General features: G+C 68.7%; 12 protein-coding genes. 4 read left to right on the forward strand and 8 right to left on the reverse strand.

The features are described 5' to 3' along the window. Nucleotides 1-5: 5 nt before the first annotated feature. Nucleotides 6-2,138, reverse strand: a complete 2,133-nt coding sequence (locus OV287_RS26940) for a site-specific recombinase (RefSeq protein ID WP_267536912.1) — start codon at nucleotides 2,136-2,138, stop codon at nucleotides 6-8. Nucleotides 2,139-2,436: 298 nt separating this feature from the next. Between OV287_RS26940 and OV287_RS56815 the strand changes: the two genes are divergently transcribed. Then, entirely contained in the window at nucleotides 2,437-3,528 is a 1,092-nt protein-coding gene (locus OV287_RS56815) for a DUF2378 family protein (protein WP_506344825.1), read from the forward strand. Here the strand turns inward: OV287_RS56815 and OV287_RS26950 are convergent. The 3 genes from OV287_RS26950 to OV287_RS26960 form a co-directional block, all read right to left on the reverse strand. Continuing rightward, entirely contained in the window at nucleotides 3,507-6,761 is a 3,255-nt protein-coding gene (locus tag OV287_RS26950; protein ID WP_267536914.1) for a PAS domain S-box protein, read from the reverse strand. The genes OV287_RS56815 and OV287_RS26950 overlap by 22 nt on opposite strands. A gap of 190 nt (nucleotides 6,762-6,951) precedes the next feature. After that, nucleotides 6,952-8,346, reverse strand: a complete 1,395-nt coding sequence (locus OV287_RS26955; protein ID WP_267536915.1) for a HAMP domain-containing sensor histidine kinase — start codon at nucleotides 8,344-8,346, stop codon at nucleotides 6,952-6,954. Between the two features lie 107 nt (nucleotides 8,347-8,453). Further along, nucleotides 8,454-9,017 (reverse strand): hypothetical protein, encoded by a 564-nt coding sequence (locus OV287_RS26960; protein ID WP_267536916.1) that lies wholly within the window; start codon nucleotides 9,015-9,017, stop codon nucleotides 8,454-8,456. A 174-nt stretch (nucleotides 9,018-9,191) separates the two neighbouring features. Here OV287_RS26960 and OV287_RS26965 point away from each other — a divergent pair, with 174 nt between their 5' ends. Next, on the forward strand, nucleotides 9,192-9,863 hold the full coding sequence (locus OV287_RS26965; protein WP_267536917.1) for a response regulator transcription factor: 672 nt from the start codon (nucleotides 9,192-9,194) through the stop codon (nucleotides 9,861-9,863). Next, a complete protein-coding gene (locus OV287_RS26970) occupies nucleotides 9,860-11,470 on the forward strand; it encodes a sensor histidine kinase (RefSeq protein ID WP_267536918.1) in 1,611 nt (536 codons plus the stop codon). Before OV287_RS26965 ends, OV287_RS26970 begins: the two co-directional genes overlap by 4 nt. 279 nt (nucleotides 11,471-11,749) lie before the next feature. Here OV287_RS26970 and OV287_RS26975 read toward each other — a convergent pair whose 3' ends face one another. Together OV287_RS26975 and OV287_RS26980 are read right to left on the reverse strand one after the other, a co-directional pair. Next, nucleotides 11,750-11,974, reverse strand: a complete 225-nt coding sequence (locus OV287_RS26975) for an amphi-Trp domain-containing protein (RefSeq protein ID WP_267536919.1) — start codon at nucleotides 11,972-11,974, stop codon at nucleotides 11,750-11,752. Next, nucleotides 11,958-12,941, reverse strand: a complete 984-nt coding sequence (locus OV287_RS26980; RefSeq protein WP_267536920.1) for a helix-turn-helix transcriptional regulator — start codon at nucleotides 12,939-12,941, stop codon at nucleotides 11,958-11,960. Before OV287_RS26980 ends, OV287_RS26975 begins: the two co-directional genes overlap by 17 nt. Before the next feature lie 107 nt (nucleotides 12,942-13,048). Here OV287_RS26980 and OV287_RS26985 point away from each other — a divergent pair, with 107 nt between their 5' ends. Further along, the gene (locus tag OV287_RS26985) at nucleotides 13,049-14,035 is read left to right on the forward strand and encodes an SDR family oxidoreductase (protein WP_267536921.1); all 987 of its coding nucleotides are present in this window, start codon (nucleotides 13,049-13,051) and stop codon (nucleotides 14,033-14,035) included. A gap of 81 nt (nucleotides 14,036-14,116) precedes the next feature. Here the strand turns inward: OV287_RS26985 and OV287_RS26990 are convergent, their stop codons facing one another. Both OV287_RS26990 and OV287_RS26995 read right to left on the reverse strand, forming a co-directional pair. Continuing rightward, nucleotides 14,117-14,902: a nitrilase-related carbon-nitrogen hydrolase gene (locus OV287_RS26990; RefSeq protein WP_267536922.1), complete on the reverse strand. Its 786-nt coding sequence runs from the start codon at nucleotides 14,900-14,902 to the stop codon at nucleotides 14,117-14,119. After that, complete coding sequence (locus tag OV287_RS26995) at nucleotides 14,899-16,119, reverse strand: pyridoxal phosphate-dependent aminotransferase (protein WP_267536923.1); 1,221 nt, start codon at nucleotides 16,117-16,119, stop codon at nucleotides 14,899-14,901. The genes OV287_RS26990 and OV287_RS26995 overlap by 4 nt, the downstream gene beginning before the upstream one ends. Nucleotides 16,120-16,353: the final 234 nt, after the last annotated feature.

Genomic DNA, 16,353 nt, shown 5'->3' on the forward strand with positions numbered 1-16,353 from the left:
GGACTTCAGTGGGGACGGGCTGTCTCCTCCTGATTCGGGCGGGTGGAGGAGCGCGGGCGTGCCGCCGACCGCACACTGTACGGCGACGAGGGGCGTTGGGCCGGCAGGAGGGGAACGGGGGGAAGGACGAAGTCGGACAGGGAGCGGAGGCCTCCCGCGAGCACCGCGCACGCCAGGCGCAGGAAGCCCACCGGCTCCAGGCCTCGGGCCCGCACCGCCGCGGAGAGCCCCAGCGAGAAGCTCACTGCCAGGTTGATCACCCCCACCCCGAGGAGGCCCACCATTGCCCAGAGGAACTCCGGCTCCACGAGCCGCTCGGGCCCCAGCGCCGTGCCAGCGAAGGCGAGGGTGCCGGCACTGAGGGTGACGTGCCGGACGTCCATCGGCAGGCCGAAGAAGCGGCACACCGCGGGTGTCATGCCCAGCAGCAGGCCGAGGCTGACGTTGGCGCCCAGGCCGCACGCGTGACGCGCGAGCGCATTGCCCAGCCACTTCGCCCGAGCTTCACCCAGCAGGCACCGCAGGCCCGGGTGACGCGCGAGCGCCTCCGGCAAGCGCTGGTAGTGCACCCAGTTCTCCAGCCAGCCGCCGAAGACGCTCGAGCACCACAGCAGCACTCCGGTGATGGCGGCGAAGGGGAGCGTGCCGCTCTTGAGCGGGTGGAGCGAGCGCACCACGTACTCCGCCTCATGCGTCTCCAGCATCGATCGACCCCAGAGTGCCTGGAGGAGGAGGCCCACCAGGGTGACGGTGACCACCACTCCGCCGAGGTTGCCGTAGACCGAAGCGAGCTGCGAGCGGGTGATGCAGGCCAACTGCTTCACCAGGCTGTGCATCCCCTTGTCCCCAGCCTTCACATCCAGCGAGGCCGCCAGGGCCGCAGCCGTCATGGAGGGCTGCTTGGTGGCCAGGGTGAAGCCGAGCAGCTGGATGAGCAGGAAGCACAGGGCGTAGTTGGCGGCGGACGTCAGCCCCTCGAAGAAGAGCGGCAGCGCCGCGAAGGCGATGGTCAGTTTGAGGGCCGCGGTGCCCGCGGTGAGCAGCCCTCCGCCTGCCGCCGCGCTCACCATCCGGTGGTATTCGCCCGGGGTGGTGGTGATGTAGTGACGGCCCACCTCGCCGGTGTGCTCGAAGATGCGCCGCGAGATGTAGCGCACGCTGCTCCGGAAGAGCGCCGCCACACTGCGCTCTCGGGCATGTGCATCCACCAGGGAGGAGAGCAGCCGAGTGGCGGCGCCCGGCGTGGCGCGGGAGTGGTCCGGGGCGAGCAGCCACAGCAGCGACTCCAGCCGATCCAGCGCGTGACCAAGCTGCTCGAGCCGGTAGACGAGATCCGTTCCCACCGCATGGGCATCCATGTGGCGCAGCACTCCCTGCGCGGCGGCGCGGCAGCCGGCGATGGCCTCAGCGCAGGACTCGCGTCTCCACTCCACCGCGAGCCCCTGTGCTCCTGCTCGCACCTCAGCCCGGAGGGCCTCGCACGCGCGCGGCAGGCGGACGAAGGGGGACTGCTCGAGCGACCCCGGAGGCCGCCGCGCCAACACGTCACTCGCCAGGCCCAGGGCACTTGCGCGTGTGGCGAGCACGAGCACGGCGTCCTCCACGGCTTCTATCAACGGGGCGAAGGTGGGGGCTCGCAGTAGGGCGCAGAGGGCCACCACATGCTCCTCGGACAGCTCGTCCAGCCAGGCCTGTCCCTCCTTTCCGGGGAAGAGGCGCCACACGAGCTGTGCCAGGTCCTGCTCGTCCGGCGCGGGGGGCACCAGTTGCTGTCCCAGCCTCGCGATGGCGTCTCCCAGGAGACCGCGGCCGGCGGACAGGCCTGGCTCGGTGAACAGACTCAGCGCGGAGGTCTCGGAGAGCACCGACGTGATGACACCACGCAAGGACTCGCACCATGCGGGTGCCTCGCCGAGCACCTCCACCAGCAATCTCAGGCGAGCCGAGCCCGGGGATTCCACTGGCGCCAGCCGCCCGCGCCGCGAGGGTGGGGCGCCAGGGGCCTGGAGCCAGCGGGCCAACTGCTCCAGCCACGCCATGCGCATCGCGAGTGGTGCCCAGGGCCGGGCCGATGTCAGTAGTGCATGCAGCTCACGCAGCCTCTCCTCGGCCTCAGGTGTCCTCGGGTAGCAGGCCATCAGTTGCTCCAACGGGGGCGAGAAGAGAACGGGCGCTGGGGGCGGGGCGGGAACGGGGCTGGCGAGCATGAGTGGTGGGAAGTTTGTCCTCAAATCAACAGAACGCGAAATGGGCGGGTCATGCCTGCCTGCACTCCGGACGGGTCCGAGAGACCTGGGGAGGAGGGGAGGCCGGAACAGCTTGCTGCCTGTCCTGAGCGGGCAGCACAGCCCTCGATTCTGCATAACGTTCGCGGCTCTAGCCTATCGATATGCAATTCATTGGGAGTCCAATGCAATGCATGAAAATGTTTGCCTGATGATCAACGGCAAGAACGCGATCGTTCGACTTGTTCCAGAGCCGCCGGGAGCACGGTGTCCACAGGGCGGCACTGCCGTACTGTCCGGGCTCGACACGAACACCGACGGGCTGTTGCAGGGGGACTCGCTGGCCCACGTCCGCCGGTGCCGCATGCCCCCCCTCCGTGGCGCGGGGGCGCATGGACGGCCCCGGTGGGCGTTCTCCGTTGGAGCCGCACTCACCGTCCTACCCTCGGGCGAACCGGGCTGGAAACGGCGCCGGACGCGACAAAAATTTGTCCGCAAATCGAAAATCGTGAAACTGCGTCCGCGCCTGCCCTCCCTCTGTACGGGGGCGTGGGCGTCCACTCCGGCGCTGTTCGACAGGAACTGGCGGGTCCTGAGCGAACCCAGCGACGCTATAGGTGGTGACATCGGCGTTTTGCGCTCTAATGGAGTCCCCCCTTGTCCCATGGGCCGCGCGGCCGCCGGACATGCCCCAGGAGTACCCACCGTGCCCCTTCCAACCCCCGTTCCCGCCCCTGGACTGGAACACCTGCTCTCCCTGGTCACCCCCGCGGATACAGCCCGCGGCATGTTCTTCAACGGCCTGCTGGATGCGGTGCGCTCGTTCGGGAGCGAGGAGGTCCGGGCCAAGGTCCTCGCGGCCGCCGGTGATCGGAAGTTCGTGGACTTCCGCAGCTACCCGGTCTCGGATCTCCTCAAGGCCATCTACACCGCCACGGATCTGCTCGGCCCGCGCATGGGCGGCAGAGACGCCATCCTGCACCGGCTCGGGCGGCGGGCCACCGAGGACTTTCTCCACTCCACCGTCGGCAAGACGATGGTGGCGCTCGCCGGGACGGATCCGCACCGGCTGCTCGCCAACTTCCCCAACGCCTGCCGGGCCTCGTTGAGCTATGGCGAGCGCTCCGTGGAGAAGCTCGGGGACAAGCACGTGCGCATGATGGCCCGCCGTGACTTCCTGCCCATGCTCTACATCGAGGGCATCCTCACCGCCGTGGTGGAGCAGGCCCCCGTCCAGAACCTCGTGGTGCGGGGCCTCCGGATATCCCCGCTCGACGTGGACTACGACATCAGCTGGTCCTGATTCGCCAGGCGCCGAGGCAGGCGCACGGTGAAGGTGGTGCCGTCCTCCTCGGAGGAGCTCACGTCGATGGTGCCGCCGTGTCCGAGGACGATCTGCCGGGTGATGAAGAGCCCCAGCCCGAGGCTCCCCTGGCGCGCCCCGGCCTCCGGACCCCGCTGATAGGGCTCGAAGAGTCCCGGGAGCACCTCAGGGGAAATGGGGTGGCCTTCGTTGTGCACCTCCAACAGGACGTCCTCACCCTCACTTCGAGTGGATACCCGCACGGGCGTGCTCCTGGGGCTGTGCTGGAGCGCGTTGCCTACCAGGTTGGTGACGACCTGGGCCAGGCGATCCCCGTCCCATTCACCCCAGCCGTCCCCGCTGGCCTGGAAGGAGATGCGCCGCTCGGGCCAGGCCAGCCGCACCTCCGCTACCACTCTCCGCACATGCTCGTGGAGGTTGAGGGGCTCTCGGTGCACGGGGATGCCCCGCATGCGTGCCTGGTTGAAGTCGAGCAGGTCGCGGATCATCCGGCTGGCCCGGTCCGCCGAGCTGTGGATGCGGTGGGCCGCCTTCGTGGTGCGCTCGTCCACGTCCTCGCGCTTGAGCAGCGTGGTGGCGGACAGGGCGATGGCGTTGAGGGGCGTGCGCAGATCGTGACTGACGATGGCCACCAGATCCTCGCGCTCCTGGATGGCCGCCTGGGCCTCCTGGTAGAGCCGCGCGTTGTCGAGCGCCATGGCCGCGCGATCGGCCACGCCTCGGGCCACCTCCAGGTCCGTGGTGGTGCACGTGGGGCGGAACCGGTTCCAGGCGAAGGAGATGATGCCGAGCTTCCGGTCCCGGGCCACGAGCGGCACGAGGATGACCGACCTCATGCCAAGCGCCTCCAGCAGGGCCCGGTGTTCCGCGCTGCGGGCGACGGAGTCCAGCCACTCGGGGGTGACGTCCGGCTCGGCCAGGGGCACGCCGTTGTCCAGGAGCTGGAGCATGACGCCTCCATTTCCCACGTGGGGCGGGTACATCATCGAGTGGTGCAGGTGGGCCTGCCGCTCCGCGTCCCGAGCCGTCAGCTCCAACCGGTGTAGCTGCCCGTCTTCGCCCAGAAGATCCACCATGCAGTAATCCGCCAGGTGGGACACCACGAGCGAGGCGAGGCTCTTCAAGGTGGTGTGGACATCGAGGGATTGGGACAGCAGCGTGCCCACCTCGACGAACAGGGCCTGGGCCTCCTCGGCGCGCTTACGCGTGGTGATGTCTCGCACGATGCAGGTGAAGAAGCGCCCCTGGGGCAGGAGTGTCTCGCTGACGGAGAGCTCTAGGGGGAAGACGCTCCCGTCCTTGCGCCGGCCTTGCACTTCGCGCCCGATGCCGACGAGCTTGCGCACTCCCGTGCCGAGGTTCCTGCGCTGCTGGGGCTCGGGCACCAGGTGGCGCATGTCCCGGCCGATCAGCTCCTCGGGCACATAGCCGAAGATGCGCATCGTGGCCGGGTTGACGCTCTGGATGGCACCTTGCTCGTCGATGGTGATGATGCCGTCCACCGCCGTCTCCAGGATGGCCTCGAGTCGCCGGGTTGTCGCGCGGAGCGCCTCCTCGGCCTGCCGCCGTGGCGAGATGTCCCGGGCGATCTTCGCGAACCCCCGCAGGCCCCCCCGCTCGTCACGCAGGGCACTGATGAGGACGTCTGCCCAGAACCGGGTGCCATCCTTGCGCACCAGCATGGCCTCCGTCCGGTACAGCCCCTCGGAGGCGGCGATGCGCAGCGACTCCTCGGGCACTCCGGCCAGGACGTCCCCGGGCAGGTAGAAGAGGGCCATGGAGTGGCCGAGCACCTCCTCCTCCTTCCAGCCCTTGATGCGCTCGGCCCCTGGATTCCAGCTGGCCACCCGGCCCTCGGGATCCAGCATGAAGATGGCGTAGTCCTCCACGCCCTCCACCAGGAGGCGGAAGCGCTCCTCGGTCGCGCTCTCGGCGCGCTTGCGCTCGGTGATGTCCAGCACCGCGCTGGCCACGAGGAAGACCTCACCGGCGCGGTTGCGCACCGGGGCGTGGTTGATGAGCCAATGGTGGATCTCTCCGCCCGTTGCAGGGGTAGTGCCCGTCACCTCCTGCCCGAGGACCGGCTGCCCCGTCTCCAACACCTTGCGGCGCATGGGCTCGAGTTGGGTGGCCAGCCCGGGAATGACCTCGTTGACGCCCTGACCCAGGATGTTCTCGATGGGGGCACCGATGATGTCCGCCAGCATCTGGTTGACGCGCACGTAGTGCAGCTCCCTGTCCATGAAGGACAGCCCCACGGGGGCAGTGGTGAGCAGGGTGTCGAGCAGCGCCAGTGCCTCCTCCGTCTTCTGGCGCTCGCGCACCAGCTCCGTCACCTCCACCGCGTGCACGAAGACGCCCTCCACCTTCCCATCCGCTCCTCGGTTGGGGGCGTAGACGAAGTTGAAGAAGCACTCCACCGGCAGGCCGCCATCGCGGTACACCCAGACCCGCACCTCATGGCCTACAGCGGGCTCGCCCGTGCGGTAGACGTTGTCGAGCAGCACGCGGAAGCCCTGATCCTCCAGCTCCGGCAAGGCCTCGCGGAGGGGCTTGTCCAATATCTCCCGCGCCCCGATGGCCTGGTGGAGGCGGGGGTTGGCCATGGTGAGGATGTGCTCGGGCCCTTGCAGCACGAAGATGAGGGCGGGCGCTTCCTGGAAGAGGGCGGCCAGGCGTTCGCGTTGGGCCTCCGACTCGCTCAGCTGCCGGGCACGCGCGGCCTCGGCCTCCTGGTGGGCGGTGAGCACGTCCTGGCGCCGTGCCTCGTCGTGCCGCAGGGTGTACGCGTCCGCGGCTTCGGTGATGCCGGTGACAATAGAGGAGACCAGGATGCGGACCTCCGCATGGGAGACGGGCACGCCTGCCTCCGCTGCCTGGTCGAGGATGCAGTCGTGCAGGACTCCATACTCACGCACCACCGCGGGGAGAGCGAAGCCGTGGTCCAGGCGCTGGCTCCTGTGCGCCCGGGTCTCGGCGCTCCGGTCCGGCACCGAGGCCGTTCCCCCGTCCCGAGCCCGGTGCAGCACTTCGGTCAATTCCTGGAGGTAGTCCTCGAGGTAAGCCTCCAGCGCGGACCGCGTCCGGCGCTCCGGTGCCAGGCCCGCGTGCAACCGCTCCATCCACTGCTGGGTGATGGTGTTTCGACGGGAAGCCAGCAGGTCCGCCAGGGAGGCAGGCGGGCTCGTGGGTAGATGCGTCTCGAGGTTCACTCCGAATTTCCTCCCCCAGGGTGGAGCCAAAAGCTCCGTTCCAGTGAGACACCAACAGCAGGGGAAAGTAGTCCCCACCTTGCGGAGAAGCGCCTGGAGGTCTACGTAAGACCCTGGGGCGAGTGCCAGCCGCCCGGGCAACGCCTAGGGGTCGACGGGTTGCCTGGTGGCCGCACGCGGCACTGAGCCACTACGCGCGGGGGCGCTGGAGCGGTATCCGGACCCGGAAGGTCGAGCCGACTCCCACCTGGCTGACCACCTCGATGTCTCCGCCATGAGCCCGCACGATGCGACGGGAGACGGAGAGCCCCAGCCCGATGCCGGGGATCTCCGCGCTCGAGCCCTTGCTCCGTCTGAAGGGCTCGAAGATGTGCTCGTACTCGTCGGGAGCAATGCCCACGCCCTCGTCGGAGACGGAGAGCGTCACCTCTTCCTTGGACTGTGCGAGCAGCACCCGCACGAAGCCTCCCCGAGGCGAGTACTTGAGGGCATTGCTCAGCAGGTTGGTGAGCACCTGGGTGAGCCGCGTTGGATCCCCCCGCACCGAAACGGGCAGGTTGGGCACGGAGAGCTCGAGCTGGTGTTGCTGGCTCGAAGGCCGGTGGAGCTCGACCACATCCGCCACGAGCTCGCGCAGATCGCAGTCCTCCAGGCGGAGCTCGAGGTTGCCCGCCTCGATACGGGTCTGCTCCAAGAGGTCTCCCACCATGCGATCCAGCCGATCGAGCTGCGCGGAGATTCGAACGAGCGACTCCCGGACCTTCTCGGGCGGAGGCGGCTCCGGTGCTCGGAGGATGACCTGGGCCGACAGCTTGAGGGCATTGAGCGGGGTGCGCAGATCGTGGGCCACTCCTGCCAGGAACTGGACATGCCGCGCGTCCTGGCTGACCAGGGTGTCCGCCATGTCGTTGAACTCGGCGGCCAGCTCGCGGAGCTCGGGGGCTCCGACCTGCTTCACCCTCGACTCCCGCTGTCCGGACTTGAAGGCCGCCAGGGCCCGGCGGATCGACAGGAGCGGCAGATAGATGCGCGTGCGGGTGGCGGCGAGCACCAGCGCGGCACCCATCACGATCCACACCGCGAGGACCAATCCGATGAGCCTCGCCACCTCGCTCCCTCGTTTCGCCTCATCGCGGACAGCGCGAGCTCGCTCGATGTTCGCGGTGGACACGGCCTCGGTCGCCTCGACGGCTTCCCTCAACCTGGAGAGCTTCTCCTGGGCTGGAGCGCGAAGGTACGCGTCGACCCGGTTGCGAGCGGATGCGATCAGCTCCCGCTGCTGGGCGGTCTCCGAGTACTGCTCGATCTGCTGCAACTGCTCCAACACCCGGCGGCGCGCCTCGTCCACGCTGATGGGCGGCCCCACACCTGGAGGGGCATCGATGCTCGCGAACTCCTGGACAATCTGGAGGATGAAGAGGGTGAGCGCCAACCGTTCGGCGGAGTGCACTCTCTCGATGGATTCGCTCAGGCTCGTGGTCCGAGACTGGAACTGGGTGCTCATCCAGAACAAGCCAGCCGCGGAACCAAGACTCAGGAGCACCAGCAGAACCGCACCGATGAGGAAGAGGATCCTCAGCCGCATGACGACGCCCTCCAGGTGAGATCCGCCACCATACTCAGACGGGTTGGCGTGGGCTCATCCTGGGGCGCCGAGTGACGACTTCTGGAGGGTGGGCTCCGCGGCGGGGGTCAGCGGTGCCGGTTGTCGCGAACGTCCTTCCGGTCCTCGCGCTGCTCCTGCCGGTCCTGCCGCACCTCCTGCTTGCCGAGCCGCACCAGCTCCACGATGAGCTCGCGCTTGCGATTGAGCTGCGCCGGAGAACGGGCCCCCATGAGCGAGTTCAGCTCCCGCGCGATCGTCTTCCGCGCCGCCAGCGAGGCAGCCTCCACGCGTGCGTCCCGGACATCATCCCGGTTCTCCGCGCGGCTCTCGCCCCACTCCTTCCGCGCCTCGGCCTTGGCCTGGGAAGTCTCGGCGCGGCTCTCGGCTAGCTCGGCGCGCAGCAGCTCGCGCAGCCGGTTGTCCACCGCGGCCAACTCGGCGGCGTTGTTCCTGCGCCCTCGCGCCGCATCGAAGCGCTCCAGCACACGCTCCAGCTCGGCCACGTCCATCCGGTCATCCGAGCGTTGGGCGGCGTTCTGACGCACCTCGTGGCGATCCTGTGCTCGCTCCATGCGGGATTGAGCGTGCGCGGAACCGGCGAGCAGCAGCGAGGCGACAAGGGCGGAAGAGAACGGCTTCAACGTCTTCATGGTGGAGACTCCCGGTGTGGGTTGTTGCCAACACCCATCTGGACGGGGGGAGCGGGTTTTTATTTCAACGCCAACCTTTAAAAGTGGGCCGGACACTGGGCTGCCCGCCGAGCCCCGCCCCCAAAGCGGCGTCTTAAGATTCTCTTACGACACTCCTGGTAGGAGACTGGCGCCATGGGCGAACGCATCCTGCTCATCGAGGACGATCCGCAGCTCGGCGCACAGATCGCCGATTTCCTGGGCCGTGCGGGCTTCGAGCCCACCTGGTGGACCGAGGGGCGCCCACTGCAGCCGGGTGAGGCCACCGCCTACGGGCTCATCATTTTGGATCTGATGCTGCCCGGTACCTACGGCATGGACATCCTCCGGCAGCTCCGCGAGGGCTCGGACGTGCCGGTGCTCGTCCTCAGTGCTCGTAACGACACCGCGGACAAGGTGCGGGCGCTCAAGCTGGGCGCCGACGACTACATGACCAAGCCCTTCTGGCCCGAGGAATTGGTGGAGCGTGTCCGCGCCCGGTTGCGCCGGCCGGTGATGCATCGGCAGAGCTTCCTGGAGATCGGCGCGCTGCAGGTGGACCTCCAGTCGCGCGAGGTCCGCGTCGATGGCAAACCGGTGGAACTGACGCGCGTGGAGTTCGATCTGCTGGCTGCGCTCGCGAAGAGGCCCGGCGCCGCGGTGACGCGCCAGTGGCTGGTGGAGAACGTGCTGGATCCAGAGCGAGAGGGCTCCGAGCGGACACTGGACGTGCACGTGTCCCGGTTGCGGCGGAAGCTGGGCCCGGGCAAACACGTCGAGACGGTGTGGGGCATCGGCTACCGGTTGGGCGAAGGAGGGGAGACGTGAAGCTGCGCATGCGGTTGGCGCTCACGACGGTGGTGGTGGCCATCCCCGTTGCGCTCTGCATGGCGTGGATCCACCTGGCCGTCGAGGCGCGCGCGCTCGAGACCGCGCTCTCCGAGTACGCCCTCGCGCACATGCTCTCGGGAGGACGCGAGCGTTGCGAGGCCTCTCCGGAGTCCTGGAGCAGCGAGCCCCGGGGACCACCGCTCGGAGAGCCCCCTCCGCGCCGGGGTGGGCCACCGCCCTCCGGAGACTGGCGGGAGCAGGGCCTGAGACCTCCTCCAGAATGGCGGGACGGAGCCCCTCCGCCTCCACGCGCCGAGCTCCGGGACAGGCCTCCTCCAGCTGGAGGCCCAGGCGGGCCGGGCGGTCCAGGAGGACCACGTCCACCGCGGGGCACGCGGCTGTATGCCTACGACGCCCAGCTCTCGGCTCGGAACTCCGCTGCGCCTCGTTTGGACGCAGCGCTCGTGGATGCCATGCAGCAGGGGCAGGAGGTGGCCAGCCTGTCCTCTGGATTTGGAACGGAGGAGCCACGACAGGTCCTGGTCCGGATGCCCTGGGGCGCGGGGCCATGTGCTTTCGTGCTCGTTCACTGGCCGGAGCGGCCCGGCCCGAAGGGGGAGCGGAGCTCGCCGATCCCCTTCGACGTCTGGCTGTTTCCCTCGGTGATCTCCCTCGCGGGAGTGCTGTTCGCGCTGGGTCCGGTGGTGGGCCGTCTGCGCCAGCTCACCCGTGAGGTGCGGACCTTTGTTGGCAGCGCCTACCAGGGCTCCATCACCCTGCGAGGCAACGATGAGATCTCCGAGCTGGCGCGAGCCTTTGATGAGGCGGGGCACGAGGTGCGCGCACAGATGGAGCTGAAGGAGAAGCGGGAGCAGACCCTGCGCTCCTTTCTGGAGAACACCACGCATGACGTGATGATCCCCCTGACGGTGCTCCAGGGTCACCTGGCCGAGCTGCAACAGCGCTCGGCCCGGGGAGAGACGGTGGAGGTCTCAGTTGTCGCGGCGGCGAGCCAGGAGGCCCACTACATGGCGGCGCTCATCCACAACCTGGGGGCCGCGGCGCGGCTGGAAGCAGGCGAGCCCTCTGTGCAGCGTGCCCCGGTGGACCTCAATGCCCTGGTGCAGCGGTGCATCGGCCGCCATCGTCCCATCGCACGCGGGCAAGGCGTGCAGCTCGACTACGCCGTCCCGGAGCCGGCGGTGCGGGTCATCGGGGATGACACGCTCATCGAGCAGGCGGTGAGCAACGTCATCTACAACGCAGTGCGCTACAACTCGCGCGGAGGCCATGTCGCCGTGGTGCTGGAGCGCCTGCCGGGAAACACGTTCCGTCTGCGGGTGTTGGACGATGGGCCCGGCATCCCCGAGCACGAGCTGCCGCACATCGTCGAGCGGCGCGTCCGGGGTGATGCGGCCCGCACTCGAGGGCCCGGGGGACACGGCCTGGGCCTGAACATCGCCTGGAGGGTGTCTGTGCTTCACGGCTGGAGCCTGCAGCTGGGGCGCTCGGAATACGGCGGGCTCCAGGTGGACTTCCTGGGGGAGCTGCCTCCTCCATCCGAGCAGGGCGGAGGAAGCAGTCCGGCGACGGGTCCCGGGTAGGCTCCCGAGCCCGTCAGCAGCGACGAGCCCGCTCAGCCTTGAGGAGGAGGGGGAGGCGTGCCGCCATCCCAGCCCGGAGGCGGACGCACGCCACCATCCCCAGGAGGAGGACCGCCGGGGCCACCACCGCCACTACCGCCCGGGATCTGGCACGACGCGTTCGAGAGCGAGGAGCGGATGACGAGGGTCTTCCAGGCCAGCAGCGCACCGTCCGACAGTGCCCAGGAGGGGCAGGAGGATGAGGGCCGTGCTGCCTGCCCAGCCCTCATCACGTCTCTGTCACTCTCGCTTCCAGCGCAACTGGAACTCTATTTCGTCCACCTTCCCCTCGCGCTCGTGCTCGATGTTGAAGAGCGCATCCGCGGGGATTCGCAGGCGCTCGCCCGCGACCTGGATGGTGAAGGCCTTACCGGCCTCGATGGCATCGGCCAGCCGCCTCAGCTTGGCGGCGAACTCCTTGCGCGGATAGCCCTTCTCGATGTCTCGCTCAGGTCGCTTTGGCATCTCTTTCCCTTCGGGTTGGTTCCTGGGGCGTTCCGTAGAGAGCGCTCAGGTCGTGTGCGAGCTCGCCGAGGCGGGCGCGCAGTTCTGGTGGCTCGAGGACCTCGGCCCCACGGCCGAGTATGACGAGCTGCGAGAGAGCGATCGAGAGGCGTTCGAAGTCGATCGTCACGGTGCCCGCGCGGAGCCGTTCCCGCTCCGAGCCCGGGCGCATGGCGGCGAGCTCCTCGGCTCCCTCTGCAGTGAGACGCATGGTTACCTCGAAGCGGGCCCGCTGGGTCGCGAACCGCTTGCACCAGTCCTTCCAGAACGCGCGGAGCTCGAACTCCGTGGGGCGCACGAACGAGTCGGTGAGCATGCGCGCGCCTTCGACCCGCGCCCCGCGGAAGACCTTCGTGGCACCCTTGTCGTCCGCGACGAGGTACCAGTGGTCGCCCTTGATGACCAGGCCGTAGGGATTGACCACCCGGGTGCTCCGAGCGCCCTCGAAGTCTCGGTAGGCGAGCCGCACCTGGCGATCCTGGAAGACGGCCTCGCGGAGCACGGCGAGGTGCGGCACTGGATCCTTCTCGCCGAACCACGAGGACCCATCGATGTGGAGCCGTTGGCGTGCGTGCTCGGCGGCCGTTCGCTGGACACTGGGGAGCGCCGCGGCGAGCTTCACGAGCCCTGTTCGCAGCGGGCCCGCCAGTCCAATGTCGTCCAGGGCATCGATGGGATGCGCACTCGCGAGCGCCTGGATCTCCGGCTCGGTCAGGCCCGTGAGGTGGGTGCGCCAGCCCGGGAGCAATGAGATGCCGCCGGTCGAGCCGGGTTGGGCGTACACGGGGACCCCCGCGGACGAGAGCGCATCCAGGTCCCGGTAGATCGTCCGCGGCGACACCTCGAGGCGCCGGGAGAGCTCCTCGGCCGTGTGTTTCCGTTCGTCCTGGAGCAGGAGCATCAGACTCACCAACCGGTCAGCGCGCATGGTGGCACCAGGGTAGCGTCCATTCCTGACAGGAGGTGTCAACAATCGCCCGTTAGGGTCGCCGCCCTCATCTTGGGGAAGTGGACGCGCAGCTTGAGGGAGACGACATGAAGACGCTGGAAGGAAGAATCTGCCTGGTCGCTGGGGCCACGCGTGGTGCGGGGCGCGCGATCGCCTGCATGCTCGGCGAGGCTGGGGCGACGGTCTACTGCACGGGCCGTAGCACGCGGACGCAGAAGGAGAGGGGGAAGGGGCCCGGTCCCTTTCTCGAGCTGGATCGGCGTCCCGAGACGATCGAGGAGACGGCCGAGTGGGTCACTGCACGGGGAGGCAAGGGGATCGCCGTGCGCGCCGACCACACGGTCGAGTCCGAGGTCGAGGCCCTCTGCGCGCGCATTCTTGACGAGCACGGCCGGCTCGATGTGCTTGTGAACGACATCTGGGGAGGGGACGAGCTGACCGAGTTCGGAGCGCCCTTCTGGAAGCTCTCCCTGGAGAAGGGGCACGTGTTGCTCGATCGGGCGATCTGGTCCCACATCGTGACGAGCCGCCATGCCGTGCCCCTCATGCTGAACGGGGAGCGCGGGTTGATCGTCGAGGTGACTGATGGCGATCACTTCGGTTATCGCGGCAACCTGTTCTACGACCTGGCCAAGATGTCAGTCATTCGGCTCGCCTTCGCGATGGCCACCGAGCTCCGGAAGAAGCGGGTGACCGCTCTGGCCGTCACTCCGGGTTTCCTCCGCTCGGAGACAATGCTCGAGCACTTCGGCGTCACTGAGGCGACCTGGCGCGATGGCGCGGCGAAGGATCCCAACTTCATCGCCTCGGAGACGCCGTACTACGTGGCGCGCGGAGTCGCGGCACTCGCCGCGGACCCGGACGTCCGGCGCAAGGCGGGCCGGGTCTTCAGCTCATGGGATCTCGCCAAGGAGTACGGCTTCACTGACATCGACGGGCGCAAGCCGGACTGGGCGGCCCACTTCCACGAGACGTACAAGCGCGTCTATCCGGTGGCGGATGAGCGCGCGTACGCCTCGTGGTTCGACGGTCCCATCGACATCGCGTTCCCGGACTTCATCAAGGACGACTGAGGCGCGGGCGCTCAGCTCCTCATCCACCGTGCTCCCGCTGACGCCGCTGTATGCCCCGGCGTCAGCGGGTCCCGGGTCTGGCTACACCGCGCGGTCGCGCAGGAACGGATACCGCTCGCGAACCTCCGCCACCTTGTTTGCTTCGAGGGTGACGAGCGGCACTCCGGGCGCCGTGTCGGGCGCGAGCTCCTCGCCCCAGGGGCTGAAGGCCGCCGAGCCGCCGTCATACGTCAGCCCACCCGCGGTCCCGGTGCGGTTCACGCCGACGAAGTAGCTCTGGTTCTCGATGGCGCGGGCTCGCAGCAACGCGTCCCAGTGGGCGCGTCGGGCCGCCGGCCAGTTGGCGATGAGAATCATTGCGTCCACGTCCCGGGCCACCGCTCCGAAGAGCTCGGGGAAGCGCAGCTCGTAGCAGATGAAGAGCGCGATCCTGACTCCGTCGATGGTCAGGCGGGTAGGGGTGGTCCCCGCCCGGTAGTGCTGGTGCTCCCCGCCGTAGGCGAACAGCCGCTGCTTGCGGTGCACCGCCGCCACCCGCCCCGTGGGCTCGAAGGCAATCGCCGTGTTCACCGTGCAGGGGGCGGTCGCGTCCGCGCCGTCCTCCTCGCGCACAGCCACGCCGGCCACGAGCCAGACTCCGGAGCGCGCCGCCAGCTCGCCCAGTCGCGACACCACCGGGCCTGCCAGCGGGGTCGCCTGCGTCTTGTCCATGGTGAAGCCGGTGGTGGCCATCTCCGGCAGCACGACGAGCCGCGCACCGCCGGCCGCGGCGCGGGTAATCAACGTCTCCGCGGCGGCGAGCGAGGCCTCGGGCGCGTGCCAGCCCGTGTCGTACTGCCCGAGGGCCACGGACAGGCGGCCGCTCATCGGGCCGCTCCGCCCAGCAGCGCGACACGCAGCAGCTCGGCGCCCTCCAGCACCATCTTGGTGTCGCAGCTGAAGGCGAAGCGGATGGCGTTGGCGCACGAGTGGCCGAAGGCGTCGCCCGGCGCGCTGCCGATTCCCTGCGCCGCCAGCCTGGCCGAGAGCGCGTCAGCGTCGGCCACCTGCAGCCGCTCGTAGAGGACCGGCTCCAGCTCCGCCCACACGTAGAAGGCCCCGCGCGGGGTGAACGGGCGCACGCCGGGGATTCCCTCCAGCGCCTTCACCAGCACGTCACGCCGTTGGCGGTACTCGGCACGCATCGACTGCAGATAGTCCTGCGGCCCCGTCACCGCCGCCAGCGCGCCCCACTGTGCCAGGCTGTTCACGCCGTTGATGGTGCAGCGCAGCAGCTTCTGCACCCGCTTCTGCAGCAGCGGCCACGCGGTGTGCAGATAGCCCGTGCGCAGCCCGCTCATGGCGTGGCTCTTGGAGAAGGAATAGACGCTGATGACTCGCCCCGCCCAGTCCCCCGCCAGCGAGGCGACGGAGTGGTGCACGTGCGGATCGTAGATGACGTCCTCGTAGGCCTCGTCCGAGACGATCCACAGATTATTCGCGCGAGCCAGGGCGATGATGGCCTCCAGCGTCTCGCGCGGCATGACGGCGCCAGTCGGATTGTGCGGCGTGTTGACGAAGATGGCCCGCGTGCGCGGGGTGATCGCCGCCTTGATGGCCTCGGGGCGGTAGGCGTAACCCTCCTCGGCGCGCACCGGTACGCCCACCGGCTTTCCTCCCGCGAGCTTCACGTTCTCCGCCACCTCGGTCCACATCGGATCGGGGAGGATCACCTCGTCCCCCGGCGAGAGCAGCGCTCCGAAGGTCACGTACAGCGCGTGCATCGCGCCGTTGGTGAGGAAGACCTGCTCGGCCGTCGCGCCCTTGATCCCATTCTTCTTCACTAGCTTGTCGGCCAGTGCCGCCCGGAGCTCCGGGATGCCGTCATTCGGCACGTAGTGCGTCTTGCCCGCCCGCATCGCCACGGTGATCGCCTCCGCCACGTGCGGAGCAATGGAGAAGCTGGGGTCACCGGACTCGAAGCGGATCACCCGCTTGCCGGTTGCCTGGGCACGGAGCAGCCCCTCGCGAATCTGCACGATCTTTCCGAAGGAGATCGCATCCAGGGTGTGCGCGGGAAGCCTCTCGGTCACGGCCGTTGACATCGTCTTGCTCTCCTCGAACTGCGGGTTGCGGATGGGGGAACTGTTGAGGGGAAATAAAAAAGCCCGCCAGCGGGGGGCTGGCGGGCTCGAAGGGAACAACCTCCAAAGCAATCACCTGACCAGAGCCCCTCTCGAGAGCTGGTTGCGCTTGGCTTTGAGGTTGGTCTTCTGGGTGGCGAGCATGGATCAGGGGCTCTTGCAAAACTGAACGCCACGTCATAACGCGGCGCGGCA

Source organism: Archangium lansingense (assembly GCF_026626635.1).
Classification (GTDB): Bacteria; Myxococcota; Myxococcia; order Myxococcales; family Myxococcaceae; genus Archangium; species Archangium lansingense.